This is a genomic window from Streptomyces sp. P17 (assembly GCF_032436805.1).
Taxonomy (GTDB): domain Bacteria; phylum Actinomycetota; class Actinomycetes; order Streptomycetales; family Streptomycetaceae; genus Streptomyces.
The window spans coordinates 1-19803 of the sequence record NZ_JAVRBF010000059.1 but is presented as its reverse complement, the minus strand read 5'-3'; the positions used below and the strand labels follow the sequence as shown (position 1 = coordinate 19803).

Sequence of the window (19803 nt, the reverse complement as noted above, 5' to 3'; positions counted from 1 at the left end):
GTCATTCGCCTTCCGTGTAGGTGAAGTAGTCGGCGGGGATGAGGCCGGCCTCGGTCAGGGGTGCCCCGACCTTCGCGGCGAACTGCACCACCGCGCCGAGGGGTCGATGGTGGATGGCGATCTCGGTGATGAGCCCCTCGTCATCACGGGTGAGGATCGTGATCCCCTTCATCTCGAACCCGCCGAAAGCGGTGGCTTCCCACTCCAGATACGTCCGCGGCCCGTCCTGCACCTTCCGGACGAACTCGAGCGATTCATACGTCGAGCTCGCCATCGCCATGAGCGCTTCGACCTGCCTCTTGCTCTCCAGCGGCTTGGCGAGCGCGCTCGCCTCCATCCGCACGTTCGGCGCCAGCGCGTTCCCGAAGGACTCCTCGGTGCGACCCTCGAACGCGGACGTCCAGGCCTCAGCCGGACGGCCATCCGCGGATTCCGACACGGCCGCATCGACGACCGAGCCGATGACCTCGGCGACCGCCGCCGGGTTCTCGGCGTGCGCCCAGTGCCCCGCGCCGGCGATCGTCCGGGCGGTGGCGCCGGGGAAGCGAGGCGTGACATACGAAGAGACGATCTCTTCCGTGACGAACGGGTCGCTCTCGCCGCGAAGGACGGTGACGCTCCCGGGGTACCTGCTGGGCTGCTGTCCGTCGGGGTGGCCGTTGTTCCAGGCGGTCGCCGTGTCGGCGATCGTCGACGGGGCGACGCGCAGGGCCACCCGGGCGAGCCGATCGCTTTCCTCGTCGGGGAACGCGGTGGCGAGCGAGCCGCGGAACGCACGCTGTGCGTCGAGCGCGAGATCCGGCGCCTGGAAGGGGGCGATCTGCTCCGGGGGCAGGTGCGTGCCCGCGAGCGGAATCGGGTTGATCAGGACGAGCGAGCGCACCTGATCGGCACAGCGGGCGGCGACGAGCTCGGCGATCTGGCTCCCCATGCTGTGACCGACGAGCACGACGGGACCCTCCGTCCCACGCACGACACGCTCGAGGTCGTCGGCCCAGCGGATGAGCGTGAACGGCCCTTGGTCCGAGGCCCGCTCACCCATACCGGCGAGCTCGAACGCGATCGAGGGGATCGACTGCTTGTCGAGGACCGTGCGGACGCTGTTCCAGATGGCGCCGTCGTCCAGATATCCGTGGACGAGCACCGCGGTCGGTGCCTTCGTCGCTGGGCTGTTCATCGCGTGTCTCCTTTGACGATCGCGCTCTTGCGGCGACACATCCGAACCAGCGGCTCTCGGGATTCCTGGTCGACGCGAGCTCCATGACACAAGCATAGGGTTTATGCTTACGTCAATCTCATCGCTAGTCTCATCGCTGATCTCATCGCTCTGTGATCGACGCGATGAGGGCCGGGCCTTCCCGGCTTCCTCCGCGTTCCGGCCGGAGTGGAAGCGATCACCCAAGATTCCGAGGAGTTCCACGATGACGTCGACCGCCTTGTCCTACGCCGTGCACATCGCAGACGGCATGCCGACCACCAACGCCGACGTGCCACCCGATCTCACCGAGCGCAGCTGGTCGCCGACGTCGAGCATCCTCATCTCGAACGGCGGCGAGGCGCTGCTCGTGGACCCGCTCTTCACGATCGCTCAGTCGGAGCGCCTGTTGCAGTGGCTCAGCGAGCGGGACGCCCCGGTGACGAGCGTGTACGTCACGCACGGCCACGGAGACCACTGGTTCGGTCTCGGAGCCGTTCTTCAGCAGTACCCCGGTGCACGCGCCGTCGCGCTGCCCGAGGTCGTCAAGGAGATGGCCGTCCAGTCCTCGCCCGAGGTCCTCAAGGCGATGTGGCGCGCCTGGTTCCCCGAGCAGATCCCGGAGCGATTCGTGCTCGCCGAACCGCTCGAAGACGAGGTCATGACCGTGGGCGGTGCGGAGGTCCGAGCAGTCCGGCTGGGACACACGGACAGCGATGACACCACCTGCCTGCACGTTCCCGATCTGGGCCTGGTCGTCGCGGGCGACGCGATCTACAACAACGTGCACCTCATGCTCGCCGCATCGGACGCGGACGGGCGAGCCCAGTGGCTGAGGGCTCTCGACACGGTCGAGGCGCTGGCACCGACCGCGATCGTGGCGGGGCACAAGGACCCGAGCGCCGATGACGATCCGCGGCACATCGAGGAGACCCGCCGCTACATTCTCGATTTCGAACTCGGCCTGCGTCGCACCAACAGCACCCTCGAACTCTACGAGTTCATGCTGGAGCGTCACCCGTCACGCATCAACCACGGTGCGCTGTGGGGCTCCTGCAGGGCGGCGAAGGGCTGAGTCGTCGGCGCGCCGACGACAGCGCCGGGCGGTCTGCGGTGCGTTACGCGCCCGCGGCCGCCCGGCGCTGTCGCGAGGCCCGGAGGTTCACGGCGTTGCCGCAAATGCGCACGTCATGCCAGACGCCGTTGTTGTTGTTCGTGCCGTCGTAGAACGCGACCGAGCAATTCCGGTTGCGGCACATCTTCAAACGGCGCCAGGTGCCGAGCAGTTGGGCGTTCGCGATCTCGTTGAGCGCGGCCGCGACGACCCATGAGGTGTCCTTACCGCGCGGAGCCAGCGAGAAGGCGCCATCGGCGTCAATTCGTACGTCGAGAGCGCCGCTCACCCCTTTCGGTGCGGGTCGGACCGGAGCGTCACGCACCGCACCCGCCACGGCCATCTGCAGCGACGCGCGCAACTGCTGAAGCCGCACCAGCCCCGGTTCATCGACCTCGATCGCCGGCGCTTGCGAGCCGGACCGTCGACTCCATTCGCCCAACGCGATGGAGAGCCAAGATGCCGCAGTCTCCGGCATCGACAGCAGGTCCTCGAGTGCGGGCTTGCCGGCGGCGCGAGTGTTCAAGACTTCCTGAACGAGGATGAGGGGCCCGGTGGCGATGCGGTCCGAGTAGCGTTCGCTCGCGAGTGCAGACATAGGCATAGTTTATTAGCTCCTGTCTTCGATGGCGAAGCGAACAGGGTTTCCACCGACAAGACCCTAACGGCGATGTCGCGTGTTCGATTCACAGCGGGCGCGCGAACGCCGCCTGCACCCACACAGCACAGGACGCTCGACCCGCACGGCCCGAACCGAGATCGACCAGGGGGCGTCAACGTCGAAATCTGGCCCCAATACGGCGACTGCACGACCCTGCCCAGCGGATGGACACCGCTGCGCCCACCACGCTCGATCGCCGGCACAGCGTCCGCCGACCCCCGCCCGACGGCCGTCGACCATCGAGTCCGATAGAGACGTCCATGATGTGATACGACATAGCCATACTAGCCATGCATACGTCTAATGGTGTCGATCGTCGTGCACTGTCACAACGCCATCCAGCCACTGAAGTCGCTTGAGAGGTCGCGCGATGCCCGAACGCGTGGAGGAATGATGATCGACAAGACCGTCGCGGACACCGCGACCGCCGTCTCAGGGATCTGTGACGGTGCCACCGTGATGATCGGTGGATTTGGTCGCGCGGGCCAGCCGGTGGAGCTGATCGACGCGCTCATCGCCCATGGGGCACGCGACCTGACCGTCGTCAACAACAACGCAGGCAACGGCGACGTGGGGCTTGCTGCACTCCTTGCGGCGCGAAGAGTACGGAAGATCATCTGCTCGTTCCCGAGGCAGCGCGACTCGTGGGTGTTCGATGGTCTCTACCGCGCGGGAGAAATCGAGCTGGAGCTCGTGCCGCAGGGGAATCTCGCCGAGCGCATTCGCGCCGCAGGGGCGGGTATCGGTGCCTTCTTCTCGCCCACGGGCGTCGGCACGCAACTCGCCGAGGGGAAGGAGGCTCGCACGATCGACGGCCGCGAATACGTGCTCGAGTATCCGATCCGAGCCGATGTCGCCCTGATCAGCGCCCTGCGCGCCGACCGCTGGGGCAACCTTGTCTACCGCGAGACCGCCCGCAATTTCGGCCCGATCATGGCGGCCGCAGCGGCCACAACCATCGTCCAGGTCGACGAGATCGTGCCGCTCGGAGACCTCCACCCCGAGACCGTGGTGACGCCCGGCATCTTCATCGACCGCGTCGTCGCGGTGGGTGCGCGCCGCTGGCTCGACGCCGGCGTGTTCGTCGGCGGCGTCGACATCGAGGGGACCCCGCTGGCGCGGGAGGAGAGCCGATGAGCACGCGCATCAGCCGCAACGACCTCGCTCGTCGCATCGCCGCCGACATCCCCGAGGGATCGGTAGTGAATCTCGGTATCGGTGCCCCCACCCTTGTGGCCAACTACCTGCCGACCGACATCGAGGTCGTCCTGCACACCGAGAACGGGATGCTCGGCATGGGACCCGCACCCAAGCCGGGCGCCGTCGACCCCGACCTGATCAATGCCGGCAAGCAGCCGGTCACCGCTCTGAAGGGCGCGACATACTTCCACCACGCCGACTCGTTCGCGATGATGCGCGGCGGGCACCTGGACGTGTGCGTGCTCGGCGCGTTCCAAGTGTCGGAAACCGGCGACCTCGCGAACTGGTCGACCGGCGAGCCCGGCGCGATCCCGGCCGTCGGCGGGGCGATGGATCTCGCGATCGGCGCGAAGTCGGTCTATGTGATGACCGACCTCCTCACCAAGCAGGGCACGCCGAAACTCGTCGCCGCCTGCACCTATCCGCTCACCGGAGTCCGCTGCGTGAGTCGCGTCTACACCGATCACGCGGTGTTCGATGTCACGCCCGATGGCCTGCGCGTGCGCGAGACATTCGGCGAGAACACGGTGGATTCCCTGGCCGCCCTGACCGGCCTCGACCTCGCCGACGTCACCGACGCCGCGGCGTCCCTGAGAGGCAACTGACATGCCCGCGAGCTACGTGTACGACGCCGTCCGCACCCCCTTCGGACGCTACGGCAAGGCCCTCGCCGATATGCGCCCCGACGATCTCGCCGCGGTCGTCATGCGCGCGACCGTCGAGCGCACGGGTCTTGATCCCGCGCGCATCGACGACGTGATGTTCGGCGATGCCAACCAGGCGGGCGAGGACAACCGCGACGTCGCACGCTTCGGCGCACTCCTCGCCGGATTCCCCACCTCGGTCCCGGGGGCCACGGTCAACCGTCTGTGCGGGTCGTCGGTCGAGGCCGTCATCCAGGCGTCACGTGCCGTCGAGGCAGGAGACGCCGACATCGTGCTCGCGGGCGGCGTGGAGTCGATGAGCCGCGCACCGTACGTCGTCGAGAAGAGCCCGAAGCCCTTTCCCGCGGGCAACCAGACGATGTGGAGCACGTCGATCGGATGGCGCATGGTCAACCCTCGCCTGCCGAAGGAATGGACGATCTCCAACGGAGAGAGCGCCGAGAAGCTTGCCGGAATTCACCGGATCTCACGTGAAGAGCAGGACGCGTTCGCGGCGCGCAGCCATCGCCTAGCAGCCCGAGCATGGGCGGACGGCACCTTCGACCGCGAGATCGTCCAAGTCGACGGCCACCACCTCGCCCGCGACGAAAGCATCCGCAACGAGTCCACCGTCGAGGTGCTCGCCGGCTTGCGCCCGGCGTTCGCCGCAGGCGGCACGGTGACCGCCGGAAACTCGTCGCCCATCAATGACGGCGCCTCCGCCGTGCTCGTCGCACGCGAGGGTGTGCTCGACGGCGAACCTCTCGCCCGCATCGCCGGCCGCGCGGTCTTCGGCAACGACCCCGACATCTTCGGAGTCGCTCCCGTCGAGGCGGCCAACCGCGCGCTCGCCCGTGCCGGGCGCACCTGGGCCGACGTCGACCTGGTGGAGCTGAACGAAGCCTTCGCAGCGCAGTCGCTCGCATGTCTGCGGCTGTGGCGCGACCTCGACCCGGAGAAGGTGAACGCGCACGGCGGGGCCATCGCGATGGGGCACCCGCTCGGAGCGTCCGGAGGGCGCATCATCGGCCACGCGGCCCACGAACTCGCCCGCCGGGGCGGTGGCATCGCAGTCGCGGCGATCTGCATCGGCGTCGGCCAGGGCCTGGCTGTCGTGCTCGAGAGATGAACGGCGACGCGGATCGGCACCCTGGGGAGGATTTCGGCGTGCGCGGAGCACGGAGGTGCCCTTCGTACCCTCGGGCGGTACCGCCGCCCGCGCCGTGATCGCAGGCCTGGTCGTGTGGCGCCGGCGACGGTCGTCAGCCGCGGAGCACAGCGCGGGCGGCCCGCATCAGGCCGCGGGTTTCGCCGTCGGGCACGCGGGCGGTCAGGAACAGGTTGAAGGCGATGATGATCGGCACGAGTGAGTCGAGCCGGGTCTCGACCGAGCCGGCGGCGATCTCCCCGCGCTCCACCGCCCGGTTGAGCGCGGCGCGCAGACCGGCCCGCAACTCCTCCCTGTAGCGCTCGGTCCGTTTCGCGACCGCCGGCGACGGGTCCCGAAACTCGGCGATCGTGTTGATCGCCAGGCAACCGCGCGGCGGCGCCGTCGTGACGGTGGACTCGAGGCGGTCGAGGTACGCCTCGATGTCCTGGAGCCCGGCGCCTCCTTCGAGCAGCGGCCGATACATGAAGTTGCCCACGACCACGTCGAGGTACCGGTCGAGCGCCGCCTCGAACAACCCGAGCTTCGAGTCGTAGGCGTTGTAGAGACTGGACGTCGACAGCCCGGTCGCCTTCGAGATGTCCGGCACCGACGCACCGTGAAACCCGTCACGCCAGAAGACCTCGACCGCCGTGTCGAGCACAGCGTCTGCGTCGAACGCACGAGGCCGGCCGGGCCCCCGTGCCGATGATTTTGGATTAGCCATTTCACAACCCGGGTCTAATTTGGTAATGTCCATTCCAGAATAGCTCTTCACCGGAGGTTGAGAGATGGACAGCTGGCAGTCGAAGAAACAGTACGTGGACGTGCTCGGGCACCGGATGGCGTACGTCGAAGAGGGCAGCGGACCGCCGATCGTCCTGCTCCATGGCAACCCCACGTCGTCGTATCTGTGGCGGACGGTGATCCCTGAGCTGGCGGGCCGAGGTCGCTGCATCGCGCCCGACCTGATGGGGATGGGCGACTCGGACAAGCTGCCGGCGGACGACGCAAACCGCTACACCTTCGCGCGGCACAGCGAGTTCCTCGATGCCTTCCTTGACGCGGTCGGCGTGGGCGACGACATCACCTTGGTGATCCACGACTGGGGCAGCGCGCTCGGCTTCGACTGGGCGCACCGTCATCCCGGCCGGGTCCGTGGGATCGCGTACATGGAGGCGCACGTCCGTCCGTTCGACGGCTGGAAGGACTGGTCGGACCCGGCGCTCTCCGTCTTCCAGGCCCTCCGGTCTCCGGCCGGGGAGAAGATGATCCTCGAGGACAACATGTTCGTCGAGGCGCTGCTGCCCGCATCGGTGCTGCGAGACCTCACCCCCGACGAGATGGCCGAGTACCGGCGCCCGTTCGCCAACGCGGGCGAGGACCGGCTGCCGACGCTCGTGTTCCCCCGCGAGTTGCCGTTCGCAGGGGACGGGACGGACGTCTCGAAGCGGTGCGCCGCCTACGCCGACTGGCTGGCCGTCACCCCGGGGCTGCCGAAGTTGTTCATCAACTGCGAGCCGGGAGCGATCCTCACAGGCTCGCAGCGTGACTTCTGCCGCACGTGGCCCGACCAGACGGAGGTGACCCTGCCGGGCATCCACTACGTGCAGGAGGATTCCGGCGCCGAGATCGGCCGTCTGATCAGCGAGTGGCTCCCCGCGGGAGACCGGGTTTCCCCGCGCGAGCAGGACTGACCGACAAGCCGAGTGGCGGCACACCGCCCACCACGACCCAGAGAAGGTGAACACGCACGGCGGGGCCATCGCGATGGGGCACCCGCTCGGAGCGTCCGGGGGGCGCATCATCGGCCACGCGGCCCACGAACTCGCCCGCCGGGGCGGTGGCATCGCGGTCGTGGCGATCTGCATCGGCGTCGGCCAGGGCCTGGCTGTCGTGCTCGAGAGATGAACGGCGACGCGGATCGGCACCCTGAGGCGAATTGGACGAGCGGGGCGGACACCGACGAGACCGCAGTCCTGGCGGGGAGTCGCCGACTTCGTGACGCGCTACGACGACCGCGGTACGCCGCGAGGCCGTTGGCTCGAGAACGGCCTCGCGGCATGAGGCATGGGCGACTGAAGACGGCGACCGCAGGCGCACGCGGCCGAGGCTCTGCGGCTTGCGGGATGGAGCGCTCCCCTGATCGGGGACCGCCGCTCGTCAAAGGGATCGGGCCCCCAGTCCCGCACCTTCAAGGGGTCCACCACACCGTTTGCCATTACATTTGGGTTGTGGGAGCCGACACCCATGCCCTCCTTCATGATCTCGCTCGAGGGCTCGAGCCCCGAGCGGACCAGCTCGTCGATGTGGTGCTGCAGCGCCTGCGCCGCGAGCTTCCCGAGCTGTGGCAGTACGAAGACATCGCCGCTCTGGCGCCGGTGACCGTGTCCGAGCACGTCGCCGCCATTCTGGATGTTCTCGAGCACCGCGTTGACATGGCTGAGGTCACGACGCCACCCGGCGGCATTGAGTTCGCTCGCCGACTCGCTAAGCACGGGGTGCAGATCAGTGTGCTCCTACGCGTCTATCGGCTCGCCCACGCCGGCCTGCTTCGTCTGTTCCAGGAGGAGAATGACCCTCTCACCGAGGCCCCGGAGCTGATCAACGCGGCGACGATCACACTGAGCACGGTGGGTTTCGAGTTCATCGATCGCACCGCGGAAGGGGCCGTTGCGGCGTACCAGAGGGAACGCGACCGTTGGCTGCAGCGGCGGCTGATCATGATCAATGAGGCCAGCACTCGGATCGGGACCACCCTGGACACCACTCGCACCGCCGAGGAACTGGCGGATGTTGGTACCGACCACTTCGCTGATCTCGTCACCGTCGACCTGCTTGACTCCGCGTTCCAGGAAGAGGGCATGGAGCCGGCAACCGTTCCACCGGTAGTCCGTCGGGTGGCCCAGCAGTCCGTGTTGGCCGGCTACCCGGACTCAGCAGTCGGTACAGGGCAGGCGCACATCTACCCCGAGGGGTCGGAGCCGGCTCGCGCACTGGCCACCGGACAGCCCATGCGGCACCAGGTCACGGCCTCCGACATTCCCACATGGCTGGCGGCGCCCGCGGACGACGGACGTGCCCTTCGTACCCTCGGGGTCCACTCCGTGCTCCTGGTTCCGCTGTGGGCTCGCGGAATCCCCCTTGGGCTCGCGCAATTCCTCCGCCATCAGGCCGCAGACCCCTTCGACGACGAAGATCTGCTCCTGGCCCAGGAGATCGTGTCCAGAGCGGCCGTCTCCATCGACAACGCCCGTCGCTACACCCACGAGCGTTCCACCGCGCTCACCCTCCAGCGCAGCTTGCTCCAGCATCAGATGCCCGAACAGACCGCCGTCGAGACGGCATGCCGTTACCTGCCCAGCGGATCCCGCGCGGGCGTGGGCGGCGACTGGTACGACGTGATACCGCTCTCCGGAGCCCGCGTCGCCCTCGTCGTGGGCGACGTGGTCGGCCGCGGCCTGCACGCCTCCGCGACCATGGGCCGACTACGGACGGCTGTCCGTGCTTTCGCCGACATCGACCTGATGCCCGACGATCTGCTCACCCACCTCAATGACGTGGTCATCCGCCTGCAGCGTGAGGAGGAACAGGGTGCGGACGAGATCAGCGCCACCTGCCTCTACGCGGTCTACGACCCCGTCTCCCGCCTGTGTTCCCTCGCCAGCGCCGGACACGTTCCGCCGGCCGCCGTCACTCCCGTGCCCTCCGGCAGCCGGGTCGGCTCAGCCTCCCGTGCGGTCGACTTCCCGGAGCTGCCGATCGGCCCACCGCTGGGCCTGGGAGGGCTGCCCTTCGAAACAGCCCAGTTCGAACTGCCACAGGGCAGTCTCCTGGCCCTGTTCACCGACGGCCTCATCGAAAGCCGCACGCGCGACGTGGACGCCGGCCTCGCCATGTTGGGTGACGTCCTCGCCCAGGCACCAGCCTCGCTGGAGGACACCTGCGACGAACTGTTCCACGCACTGTTGCCCACCCGACCCCCCGATGACGTCGCACTTCTCGTGGCCCGCACTCGAGTGCTGGACGCCGACCACGTCGCCACGCTGGATCTCCCCTCCGATCCGGCCGTCGTCTCCGACGCGCGCAAATTCACCTCCGACCTGCTGGCCGCCTGGGGACTGCAGGACATGGCTTTCACCACGGAACTCATGGTCAGCGAACTGGTGACGAACGCCATCCGCTACGGCAAAAGCCCCGTGCAACTGCGCCTGATCCTCCAGTCCAATCTGACGTGTGAGGTCTCCGACGCCAGCAGCACCGCCCCGCACCTGCGCCGTGCCCAGGTCTTCGACGAGGGCGGGCGCGGCCTCCTTCTGGTCGCGGCGCTCGCCCACCACTGGGGCACGCGGCACAACCGCGAGGGAAAGGTCATCTGGGCAGAACAGCTCCTCCCAGTCGGCGGGAATCCCGAACCGGGCCTGTGACGGCATGCTTGAGACGACAAGACCGTCGTGGACACCGCGACCGTCGTCTCAGGGATCTGTGACGGTGCCACCGTGATGATCGGTGGATTTGGCCGCGCGGGCCCTCCAGCCACTTCGACCATCTCGCCAACCCGCACCGGCGAGTGGAACCCGGCAATTACCCGACGCGAGAGCCGTGCCCTCAGCCTGCCCCCAGCCCCGGAAAGGCGCCCCACGCAGCCACAAAGTCCCCGTCAGCAGGCGGCAAGCTGACGGGGACTCATGAACGATCGAGGCTGACTTTCGTAGGACTTGCGGTGTGGCTCCTGGAATCAGAAGGACAGCGTCGAACCCTGGCTGGTGCGTGGCAGCTGTGGACGCTTTCGTTTTCCCCAGGGGGAGTTCGAGCTCAGAAGGTGACCACCGGCTTGAGCGTGATCCCGTTCTCGCTGTCTTCGAAGGCCTGGTTGATGTCCTCGAACGGGTAGTGCTTGATGAGCTTGTCGAACGGGAACTTGCCGGCTTCGTAGAGGGCGATCAGCTGCGGAATCAGCGTTTGTGGCACGGCGTCGCCCTCAAGGACGAAGGTCACGCTGGCACCGCTGAGCATCGAGCTGCCGATGTCGACGGGCGACTCGGTGCCGGGCTTCGCCAAGCCCACGATGGCGGCGTGGCCGAGCAGGCCCATCGAGTCGATCATCTGGCGGAAGACGACCTTGTTGCCGGTCGCGTCCAGCGCGTAGTCCGCGCCGCCTCCGGTGATCTCCTTGATACGCGCGACCGGATCCTCGTTCCTGCTGTTGATCGTGTGGGTGGCGCCGACGCTCTTGGCGAACTCGAGGCGGCTGTCGACGATGTCGACGGCGATCACGGTCGTGGCGCCTGCGGCCACGGCTGCGAGCAGGCCGGACAGGCCGACCGCGCCCGTGCCGAAGAGCACGAAGCTCGAGCCGGGTTTCGGCGCGAGCACGTTGAACACCGCGCCCGCACCGGTCAGAACACCGCAGCCGAGCGGGCCGAGGATCTCGAGCGGGGCGGTCTCGGGCACCTTCACGACGCTCCGCTCGGCCACGTTCGTCACGCTGACGAAGGAGGACTGCCCGAAGAAGTGGGAGGAGATGGCGGAGCCGTCCTGGGCGCGGAAGGCCGTGCTGCCGTCCGGGCGAGCACCACCGAAGTTGCGCATGGCGAAGTCGGTGCAGTAGGCGGGGTGGCCGGAGTTGCAGCTGGTACACGCACCGCAGCTGGCGAAGCTGAGCACGACGCGGTCACCGGGTCTGATGCCGGTGACTGCGGGGCCGACCTTCTCGACGATGCCCGCGCCCTCGTGGCCGAGTACCGCCGGAAGCGGCGTGGGGTACCACTGGTCGCGCACGATCGCGTCGGTGTGGCAGACGCCGGTGGCGACCAAGCGCACCTGCACCTCGTCGGGGCGCGGCTCGTCGATCTCGACGTCCTCGATGACGAGTGGCTGTTCCTTGGCGGTCGCGATAGCGGCTTTCACCTTCATGGTGATTCCTTTCTGAGCATGGTTCACATGCGAGATCGGCCCGGTGACCGGTACTGCGAGCGGTTCGAAACGGTTGAGCACCGCGTTCGCGCGGCTGGTACTCGTGCGAAGCTCGGTCGGCGTCGCCTGCGGTCAGGGCGAGGTCGCTCCGCTGGAGCAGAAGTCGGGGCCTGCCGCGGTCACCGGCGACGGTGTGCGGGGCATGGCGGTCGAGGTGACCAGCGCAGCCGAGAGGTCGTCGATGAGGTCATCGTCGATGCGGTGTAGTGGTCGCCTGGAGAGTGTCCCTGTGGCCAGGCCGACTCGAGCGGATCTGCCGCCGGGTCACCGCGCCGACGACCACAACGGTGCGCGTGCGGGTGCGGGTGCGGAAGCGGGAGAAGAGGGTGCCAGTCGGTTCGGAGTGCCGGAGACGACAGTGGGCGGCGGGTTGCGCCAGTCCAGCGCGCACAGTGCGGTGGTGATTACCTGACACCGGGTCTGCGTCCATCGGCGTTGTTGACGAGGCTGGTGACAGTTGTCCCGCGCCGGACGATCTCCTTCGCCAACGCCTCGCCCGCGGCCGGCACGGTGAGGTCGGAAGGCATCGCTGTGGCGGCGATCCGGTACGTCGAGGACCGTTCGTCGGCCAGGGCCTCAAGCCGGTCCGCTCGGCGGGCGACTAGCACGAGGTCCCGGCCACGCTCTGCGAGCCGGCGCGCTGCATCCGCAGCCCGCACTCGTCGCCGATCCGGTTCACATGACCCGTCGCAGAATGCGGTCCTTGCGGCGGGTGTAGGGCGGATAGGTCACGGCCAGGGTGTCGAGCTTGAGCGGCTTGTCGAGGATGGACTTGGTGTGGCTGAAGGTGTCCAGGGAGTGCGAGCCGTGGTAGCTGCCCATGCCGCTCTCGCCGACGCCGCCGAAGGGCAGGCCGGGCACGGTGAGATGGGCGGTCGGGACGCCGAAGGCCAGGCCACCGGAGGAGGTCTCCGAGGTCAGGCGCCGCTTGGAGCGCCTGGACGCGGTGAAGGCGTAGAGGGCCAGCGGCTTGTCCCGCTCGTTGATGAAAGCGATCGCCGCGTCCAGGTCGGGGACACGGACGATGGGCAGGATGGGGCCGAAGATCTCGTCGCTCATCACGGCAGAACCGGGGTCGACGTCGGCCAGCACCGTGGGGGCGATGTAGCGCGTGGAGCGGTCGTGGTCGCCACCGGTGACCGTACGGCCGTCCTCCAGGAGGCGCTCCAGTCGGTCGAAGTGACGCTCGTTGATGATGCGGCCGTAGTCCCCGCTGCGGGCCGGGTCGGCACCGTACATCTCCCGGATCGCCTCGGTGAGGTGCGACTCGATGGCGGCGCCCGCCTCACCTATCGCGAGCACGTAGTCGGGTGCGACGCAGGTCTGGCCGGCGTTGATGAACTTGCCCCAGGCGATGCGGCGTGCGGCCGCGGCGAGATCGGCTCCGGGCTCGACGACGGCGGGACTCTTGCCGCCCAACTCCAGGGTGACCGGGGTGAGATGGCGGGCAGCGGCAGTCGCGACGATGCGTCCGACCGCGCCGTTGCCGGTGTAGAGAATGTGGTCGAAGCGCTGCTCCAGCAGGGCGGTCGTCTCCGGCACGCCGCCCTCGACGACGGCCACGGCCTCGGAGTCCAGGGCCCGGGGCAGCCAGTGGGCGAGCACCGCCGCGGTCGCGGGGGCGACCTCGCTGGGCTTGAGGACGACGCAGTTCCCTGCGGCCAGTGCACCGATGAGGGGAGCCAGCGCCAGATTCAGCGGGTAGTTCCAGGGGCTGATGATCAGTACCGTGCCCAGCGGCTCACGCACGGTCCAGGCGTGGGCCGGCGTCAGCGCCAGAGGCACCCAGACCCTGTGCGGGCGCGTCCACCGATTGAGGTGGCGCAGGGTGTGGTCGATCTCCTTGACGAGGAAGCCGATCTCCATGACGTACGACTCGGTCGCGTTCTTGCCGAGGTCGGCGTGCAGCGCCTCGGTGAAGACGTCCTGCTGTTCGGTCAGCAGACGTCTCAGCTCCTGCAGTTGCTGCTTTCGCCAGGCCAGGGGCTTGGTGCGGCCGGTGTTGAAGGTGGCACGCAGGCGGGCGACGGTTTCCGCCGCGTGGTGTGCCGTGAAGGCGTTGCCCGGATCGCTGTCGGTGCTCGTGTCGATGTTCATGCAAGCCATCATATGCGAAACGAAAACATTTCGTTTCGTTGAAGCTGTATGATTGCCCTGTGACCCCTACCACCCCTCCCGAGACCCCTCCTGAACCTTCGCAACGACCCCACGCGGCACGCCGGGGGCGCCCCCGCGATGCCACGCGGGACCGCGCCTTGCTGGACGCGACGCTGGCCGTCCTGACCGAGAGCGGCTACGGCGCGCTCACCACCGCCGCCGTGGCGGCCCGCGCCGGCGTGTCCACCGCCACCCTCTACCGGCGCTGGCCGTCCAAGGAGGTCCTGGTCGTCGATGCCGCCGCCGCATACGCCCAGGACCTCGCGGCGCAGCCGGACACCGGCACGCTCGAAGGTGACCTGCGCGCCCTGCTCCGGGACAAGGCGACCTCCCTGACCGGGAAGGAGGGAGGGGTACTGCGGACCCTGATCGGCGAGGCTCAATACAACGTCGCCCTGGCCGAGGCCCTCACGAACGCGTTCGTGCTGCCCGTACGGCAACGCATGGAGGAGATCACGCAGCGCGCGGTGGACCGAGGCGAGGTTCGGCCGGTGGAGCACGCCGACCTGCTCGGCGACCTGGTCATCGGCCCCATGATGAGCAGGTTCTTCCTCACCCCACTGCGAGCGGATCAGGTCGACACCGCCACTGCGGCGGAGACGGCCGACCGTCTGCTGCCCTTCCTCCTACGCGCCGTCGGGCACAAGGGGCACAGCTGAAGTGCGGGGTCGGCGGGCGGACGCGTTGGGGGGAGTGACGCGTCCGCCCGCCGGGTCAGCGGCCGAGGAATAGGGAGTGCAGGTGCCAGTCCCGTCTCGGCAGCGGTCCCATCGCTCATTCTGCGGAATGACTGTAACGCTATAGGTTATTTCAACTCAAGCAATGTGAACTTCGCCACCGCCGTCGCGTCTGGCGCTTCGGGCCGACCTCTGGCGCAATCATGAAAGCACTAAAATGGCTACGGTGGTTTCAGAAATGAGGGCTCATGTCACAGCAGGCGGGCAACACGGCGGCCGACGTCCCCGAGGTGGACTGGACGAAGGCGTTCGACGCGCAGTCACAGGCGGCCTTCGGGCAGGCCTTCGCCCCCGACGTCGCACTGGAGGCGACCCTGCTCACTCGTCCGATCAAGGGCCGGGAGCAGGTCGCACGCGTAATGGCGGTGATGAGCAACACCTACGAGTCGCTGGAGTTCACCCATCAGGCCGCCAGTGGCCGGCGCACCTATCTGGAGTGGACCGTGTTGGCTCTGGGCGGACTGCAGATGAAGGGTGTGACCGTTCTCGTCCGCGACGAACAGGGCCGGATCGCGACCGTGGCCATTCACCACCGCTTCCTTAATGAGAGCCTCCTGCTCTCCGAGCACGCCGGACGGCAGCTGCTCGACATCCTCGCCCCTGAGGACTTCTACGACCCGGCGGTACGCACCCGCTGACGGGCCCGGTGGGCACGCAGGTTCTCCAGGTTGCCGCAGATCTTGGTGGAGTGCCATACGCCGCTGCTGTTCCGGGTGCGGTCGAAGAACGCCGTCGCGCAACGGGTATTGCGGCAGATCTTGAGCCGGCGCCAGGTGTCCGCGCGCTGAGCCTGGAACACCTCCAGGAGCATCAGGGCGGCCACGTACCGCCACCCCTGGCCGCGCGGCTCCAGGACGACCCGCCCCTCGCGGTTCATCCGCAAAGCCGCCGCCGCGACATGAACGGCAGGCGCAACGTCGAGTTCGCCGTCCTGCATTGCATCGCCGTTGCGTGAGGCGACGAGCCGCCGCAATTCAGCACGCAGCCCACGCAGTTCCTCAAGATCACTCTCTGCGAGATGCACCTGGGCGGCGACCTGCGCCGCCTCCTGGGCCCAGCCGGCCAGCGCCTGGTCGACCCAGGCCTGTGCGTCGCCGAGATCGTCCAGGAGATCGGCCGCTCGCGGGCGGCCGGCCGGGATGGTGTTGAGCAGGTCGTGCACCAGCGCCAGCCCGTGCGGCGCGGGATCGACCTCGTACCGCGTGGACGCGGACCACGCCATGCCCTACCCCTTTCGCTCATTGTTTCGATTCCGGCGACATGACCGTGACCATTTGACCACTGCCCCAGGGTACGCCACTCCTGTTACCTTGAAGTGAAATGACTCAAAGGATTACAGTCCTTTCTAGTCTGGTCGGCGGCGCAACCGCACGAGGAGTGTCGCTCATGAGCGCGTCAGTCCACCTGGCCGGCGCCGCCGTGCGGCCGCGCCTCCCTGACGCCCTGACTGCCGTCATCAACGGAGCAGGTCACTGGCCACACCAGGCTCGCCGTTCCGCTCTTCGAGACCGAGGACGTCAAGGACGGCTTGGTCTCCGCCGCCAAGGTCGCAAGCAGGGCCGCCTCCGGCCCGTACTACCGATCAAGGGCCGCTGATCCACTTCCCCCCTCACCCGCCGAAGGACACCGCATGATCATCGATTCTGCTGACCTGGACGAGAAGTCCGCCTACAAGCTGCTCATCGGCAGCGTCATCCCCCGACCCATCGCCTGGGTGAGCACCCTCTCCACCGAGGGCGTGGGGAATGTGGCGCCCATCTCCTTCTTCACCGTCGTGGGCCGCAAGCCGCCCCGGGTGTCGCTGTCGATTCAGCCGCGCTCGGACGGCGTCACACTCAAGGACAGCTTCGTCAACATCCGTGACACCGGTGAGTTCGTCACCAACATGGCGACGCTGCCGCAAATAAATGAGGTGAACCGCAGCGCCTTCGAGTTCGAGCCCGATGTCGACGAGTTCGATGCGGTCGGGCTGGAGAAGGAACCGTCCGACGCTGTCAAACCGCCTCGCATCAAGGGGGCGCCCATCGCGTTCGAGTGCACCGTCGAGCACATCTTCTCCTCACCCGACGGACTCGGCAATATCGTCTGGGGCAATGTGGTGCGCTTCTACATCAGGGACGACCTCTACGTCCCGGGTGGCCGGATCGACTTCGGGGCCATCGCTCCGGTGGGACGACTCGCCGCCGAATACACCGTCGTGAACAACGCGTTCGCGGCACCGCTCGACGCCGATGTGCTCCAAGAGCACTCGGGTCGCCGGATGGAGCGCCTGGACCGCAAGGACACGCACTATTCGCCGATCGACACGCCGGCCTGGTCACCGTCCGGCTCCACCACCTCGCTCGACTGACCGTCAGAGTGATTCGTGGTGACGCGGCCTCATTGGTTGGCTCACGGGCTGTCTGACATCTCGACTCCCCTGTCACCAGCATGGCGCGCGAGGGTCACAGATCAGGGACCGAATCGGCAGCGGTGGCCTGGCCCCATCACGCTGCCGGAATGTGCTCGACCCAGTGGTGAACGATTGAAGCCGCCGTCCTGACCGCACCAGGCGGTGCGGTCAGGAAGCACCTCGTGTACGGCGGACGGCAAGGCCGGGTGTCGGCGACCGGCCTTCTGGCCCGAGCTCTTGCGAGCTCGTAGCCCTGGCAGGCTCGAGGCCGCCGTGCCCGTATCAGGACGGTTGTCTTCATCCGTCGCTTCACTGATGTGACGCGACGATCGACCTGGGGCAACTCCACTCCGCACGAACTGAAAATCGTCCGTACGGACCCCACGCGCAGATGGCCCGCACCCGCCGGCGCGGGGGCCCGGCCACGCGGCAGAACCGCACTCACGTACGGCACTGTCCATTCGCCGATGACCGGCAGCCCATCGCCCACCCAGCGACTGCTGCCGAGGGCGACGAGAAGCACGCGACGCGCGTGTGTCGGATCCCGAATCCGATGAAGGCGTTCGTCTTCGCTAAATCCGACCCGTTCTCAATGAGGAGAGCACATGTCACGAAAAGCCCCTTCCCAGAAGCAGGACAAGCAGAACGACGACTCCGCCTACGACTACGACGTGGTCGTAGTCGGCTCGGGTTTCGGCGGATCCGTCACCGCACTTCGGCTCACTGAAAAGGGCTACCGCGTGGGCGTGTTGGAGGCGGGCCGCCGCTTCACGCCCGACTCGCTGCCCAAGAACTCGTGGGACGTCAAGAACTATCTCTGGGCACCCAGGCTCGGCATGTACGGAATCCAGCGCATCCATCCGCTGGGCAACGTGATGGTGATGGCCGGGGCGGGGGTCGGCGGTGGTTCCCTCAATTACGCCAACGCCCTGTACGAACCGCTGAAGCCGTTCTTCGAGGACCCGCAGTGGAAGGACATCACCGACTGGGAAGGGGAATTGAAGCCGTATTTCGACCAGGCCCGGCGCATGCTCGGAGTGCGGCTCAACCCGACCATGACCCCTGCCGACGTCCACTTCAAGGCGGCAGCCGAGCGGATGGGCGTCGGCGAAACCTTCCACATGACTCCCGTAGCGGTCTTCTTCGGCGACGGCCAGGACGCTGACGGGACACAGAAGGCCAGGCCCGGCGAGGAGGTGCCCGACCCGTACTTCGGTGGTGCGGGCCCCGCCCGCAAGGCCTGCACCGAGTGCGGCGAGTGCATGACGGGCTGCCGCCACCGCGCGAAGAACACCCTCAACGAGAACTACCTCTATCTCGCCGAGAAGGCGGGTGCCATCGTCCACCCCATGACGACGGTCGTCTCGATCACGGACGACCCGCAGGGCGGCCACACGGTCCACACCCGGCCGACGGACCGAAGACGCAGGAGCCAGGGCCGTACCTTCACGACCCGGCAGGTCGTCATCGCGGCTGGTACGTACGGCACACAGAGCCTGCTGCACCGGATGAAGGCGAGTGGCCAACTGCCGCTCGTCTCTGCAAAGTTGGGTGAACTGACCCGCACCAATTCCGAGTCCCTGGTGACCGTGCACACCAACAACCGGCGCTACCGCAAAGTTTCCGGCGGGCGAAGCATCGACTTCACGCGCGGTGTCGCCTGCACCTCCTCCATCCACCCCGACGCCAACACCCACATCGAGCCCGCCCGCTACGGCAAGGGATCGAACGCGATGGGCATGACGGACATCTTGCAAGTCCCGTACGCGGAGGGCTCTTCCAGGGTCCTGGGCTGGCTGGCGAACGCGGCGAAGCACCCGGTGCTCATGGCCCGCTCGATCTCCAACCGCCACTGGTCCGAGCGGACGATCATCGGCCTGGTGATGCAATCGCTGGACAACTCCCTGACGACCTACCTGAAACCAAATGGACTCGGCAAGGGTCTGCTGCTGGCTCGTCAGGGACACGGCTCCCCCAATCCCATACAGATCAAGGCAGCTTCGGAAGCCGCCTCCGTCATCGCTGCTGAGGTGAACGGCTTCGCGGGCAGCAATGTGGGCGAGCTGACGGGCATGCCGCTCACCGCCCACTTCCTGGGCGGCTGTCCGATCGGCGACTCTCCCGAGACCGGCGTGATCGATCCGTACCACCGTCTGTACGGTCACCCTGGCATTTCCGTCGTCGACGGCTCGGCGATCTCCGCCAATCTCGGAGTCAACCCCTCCCTCACGATCACAGCCCAGGCCGAGCGCGCAATGTCGTACTGGCCCAACAAGGGCGAGGCAGACCCGCGTCCGGCGCCGGGAACGGCGTACCAACGGCTGACACCCGTGAAGCCGCTGCGCCCGGCCGTCCCGTCGAGCGCTTTCGGTGCACTGAAGCTGCCGTTCCTGGGGATGCCGACAGTGCCGCCGAAAAAGTAGCCGCCGGCCGGTGTGGGTTCGCCGGTCATGAGCGGCGCAGCCTGGTCGGCATCGATCGCCGGGCTCGTCAGCGCAGGCCTGTGTCGGCGGCGGCTGAATTTTGACCCGTTTTGGGCGGTTGAAACGTGACCCCCGTGTCGTTGGTTGTTGTCGGTCA

17 protein-coding genes and 1 pseudogene are annotated in these 19803 nt (G+C 67.6%); 11 read left to right on the top strand and 7 right to left on the bottom strand.

Translation table 11 applies throughout. The annotated features are described in order from the left end of the window. Nucleotide 1: 1 nt before the first annotated feature. Complete coding sequence (locus tag RMT89_RS31340; RefSeq protein ID WP_315887109.1) at nucleotides 2-1177, bottom strand: alpha/beta hydrolase; 1176 nt, start codon at nucleotides 1175-1177, stop codon at nucleotides 2-4. Nucleotides 1178-1421: 244 nt separating this feature from the next. Here RMT89_RS31340 and RMT89_RS31335 point away from each other — a divergent pair, with 244 nt between their 5' ends. Then, nucleotides 1422-2270 carry an MBL fold metallo-hydrolase gene (locus tag RMT89_RS31335; protein ID WP_315887108.1) on the top strand — a complete coding sequence of 283 codons (849 nt, stop codon included), beginning with the start codon at nucleotides 1422-1424 and terminating at the stop codon, nucleotides 2268-2270. Between the two features lie 43 nt (nucleotides 2271-2313). Here the strand turns inward: RMT89_RS31335 and RMT89_RS31330 are convergent, their stop codons facing one another. After that, the gene (locus RMT89_RS31330; RefSeq protein ID WP_315887107.1) at nucleotides 2314-2907 is read right to left on the bottom strand and encodes a CGNR zinc finger domain-containing protein; all 594 of its coding nucleotides are present in this window, start codon (nucleotides 2905-2907) and stop codon (nucleotides 2314-2316) included. Between the two features lie 456 nt (nucleotides 2908-3363). On the opposite strand from RMT89_RS31330, the gene RMT89_RS31325 reads away from it, so the two are divergent. From RMT89_RS31325 to RMT89_RS31315, 3 genes are read left to right on the top strand one after another with little or no spacing between them, the layout of a single operon-like run. Next, nucleotides 3364-4107: a 3-oxoacid CoA-transferase subunit A gene (locus RMT89_RS31325; protein WP_315887136.1), complete on the top strand. Its 744-nt coding sequence runs from the start codon at nucleotides 3364-3366 to the stop codon at nucleotides 4105-4107. Further along, entirely contained in the window at nucleotides 4104-4775 is a 672-nt protein-coding gene (locus tag RMT89_RS31320; protein ID WP_315887106.1) for a 3-oxoacid CoA-transferase subunit B, read from the top strand. Before RMT89_RS31325 ends, RMT89_RS31320 begins: the two co-directional genes overlap by 4 nt. Nucleotide 4776: 1 nt before the next feature. Continuing rightward, entirely contained in the window at nucleotides 4777-5943 is a 1167-nt protein-coding gene (locus tag RMT89_RS31315; RefSeq protein WP_315887105.1) for a thiolase family protein, read from the top strand. Nucleotides 5944-6076: 133 nt separating this feature from the next. Here the strand turns inward: RMT89_RS31315 and RMT89_RS31310 are convergent, their stop codons facing one another. Continuing rightward, on the bottom strand, nucleotides 6077-6625 hold the full coding sequence (locus RMT89_RS31310; protein ID WP_315887104.1) for a TetR/AcrR family transcriptional regulator: 549 nt from the start codon (nucleotides 6623-6625) through the stop codon (nucleotides 6077-6079). A 127-nt stretch (nucleotides 6626-6752) separates the two neighbouring features. Here RMT89_RS31310 and RMT89_RS31305 point away from each other — a divergent pair, with 127 nt between their 5' ends. The 3 genes and pseudogenes from RMT89_RS31305 to RMT89_RS31295 all read left to right on the top strand — a co-directional run bounded on the left by RMT89_RS31305 (nucleotide 6753) and on the right by RMT89_RS31295 (nucleotide 10388). Next, nucleotides 6753-7658 carry a haloalkane dehalogenase gene (locus RMT89_RS31305; protein WP_315887103.1) on the top strand — a complete coding sequence of 302 codons (906 nt, stop codon included), beginning with the start codon at nucleotides 6753-6755 and terminating at the stop codon, nucleotides 7656-7658. Nucleotides 7659-7665: 7 nt separating this feature from the next. Beyond that, nucleotides 7666-7872, top strand: a pseudogene (locus RMT89_RS31300) (3-oxoadipyl-CoA thiolase); the annotation flags it as partial. 323 nt (nucleotides 7873-8195) lie between these two features. Next, on the top strand, nucleotides 8196-10388 hold the full coding sequence (locus RMT89_RS31295; protein ID WP_315887102.1) for a SpoIIE family protein phosphatase: 2193 nt from the start codon (nucleotides 8196-8198) through the stop codon (nucleotides 10386-10388). 388 nt (nucleotides 10389-10776) lie between these two features. On the opposite strand, the gene RMT89_RS31290 is transcribed toward RMT89_RS31295, so the two are convergent. From RMT89_RS31290 to RMT89_RS31280, 3 genes are all read right to left on the bottom strand, one after another. Continuing rightward, a complete protein-coding gene (locus RMT89_RS31290) occupies nucleotides 10777-11877 on the bottom strand; it encodes an NAD(P)-dependent alcohol dehydrogenase (protein ID WP_315887101.1) in 1101 nt (366 codons plus the stop codon). Nucleotides 11878-12341: 464 nt separating this feature from the next. Further along, nucleotides 12342-12545, bottom strand: a complete 204-nt coding sequence (locus RMT89_RS31285) for a hypothetical protein (RefSeq protein ID WP_315887100.1) — start codon at nucleotides 12543-12545, stop codon at nucleotides 12342-12344. Nucleotides 12546-12612: 67 nt separating this feature from the next. Then, complete coding sequence (locus tag RMT89_RS31280; protein WP_315887099.1) at nucleotides 12613-14034, bottom strand: aldehyde dehydrogenase family protein; 1422 nt, start codon at nucleotides 14032-14034, stop codon at nucleotides 12613-12615. Between the two features lie 158 nt (nucleotides 14035-14192). Here RMT89_RS31280 and RMT89_RS31275 point away from each other — a divergent pair, with 158 nt between their 5' ends. Both RMT89_RS31275 and RMT89_RS31270 read left to right on the top strand, forming a co-directional pair. Next, nucleotides 14193-14753 (top strand): TetR/AcrR family transcriptional regulator, encoded by a 561-nt coding sequence (locus tag RMT89_RS31275; RefSeq protein WP_315887098.1) that lies wholly within the window; start codon nucleotides 14193-14195, stop codon nucleotides 14751-14753. A 266-nt stretch (nucleotides 14754-15019) separates the two neighbouring features. Then, complete coding sequence (locus tag RMT89_RS31270) at nucleotides 15020-15469, top strand: nuclear transport factor 2 family protein (RefSeq protein ID WP_315887097.1); 450 nt, start codon at nucleotides 15020-15022, stop codon at nucleotides 15467-15469. Here RMT89_RS31270 and RMT89_RS31265 read toward each other — a convergent pair. Beyond that, complete coding sequence (locus RMT89_RS31265) at nucleotides 15442-16053, bottom strand: CGNR zinc finger domain-containing protein (protein ID WP_315887096.1); 612 nt, start codon at nucleotides 16051-16053, stop codon at nucleotides 15442-15444. The two genes, RMT89_RS31270 and RMT89_RS31265, sit on opposite strands and share 28 nt — an antisense overlap. Nucleotides 16054-16461: 408 nt before the next feature. Here RMT89_RS31265 and RMT89_RS31260 point away from each other — a divergent pair, with 408 nt between their 5' ends. Both RMT89_RS31260 and RMT89_RS31255 read left to right on the top strand, forming a co-directional pair. Then, nucleotides 16462-17181 (top strand): flavin reductase family protein, encoded by a 720-nt coding sequence (locus tag RMT89_RS31260; RefSeq protein WP_315887095.1) that lies wholly within the window; start codon nucleotides 16462-16464, stop codon nucleotides 17179-17181. A 647-nt stretch (nucleotides 17182-17828) separates the two neighbouring features. Continuing rightward, on the top strand, nucleotides 17829-19646 hold the full coding sequence (locus tag RMT89_RS31255) for a GMC family oxidoreductase (protein WP_315887094.1): 1818 nt from the start codon (nucleotides 17829-17831) through the stop codon (nucleotides 19644-19646). The last annotated feature ends 157 nt before the right edge of the window (nucleotides 19647-19803 follow it).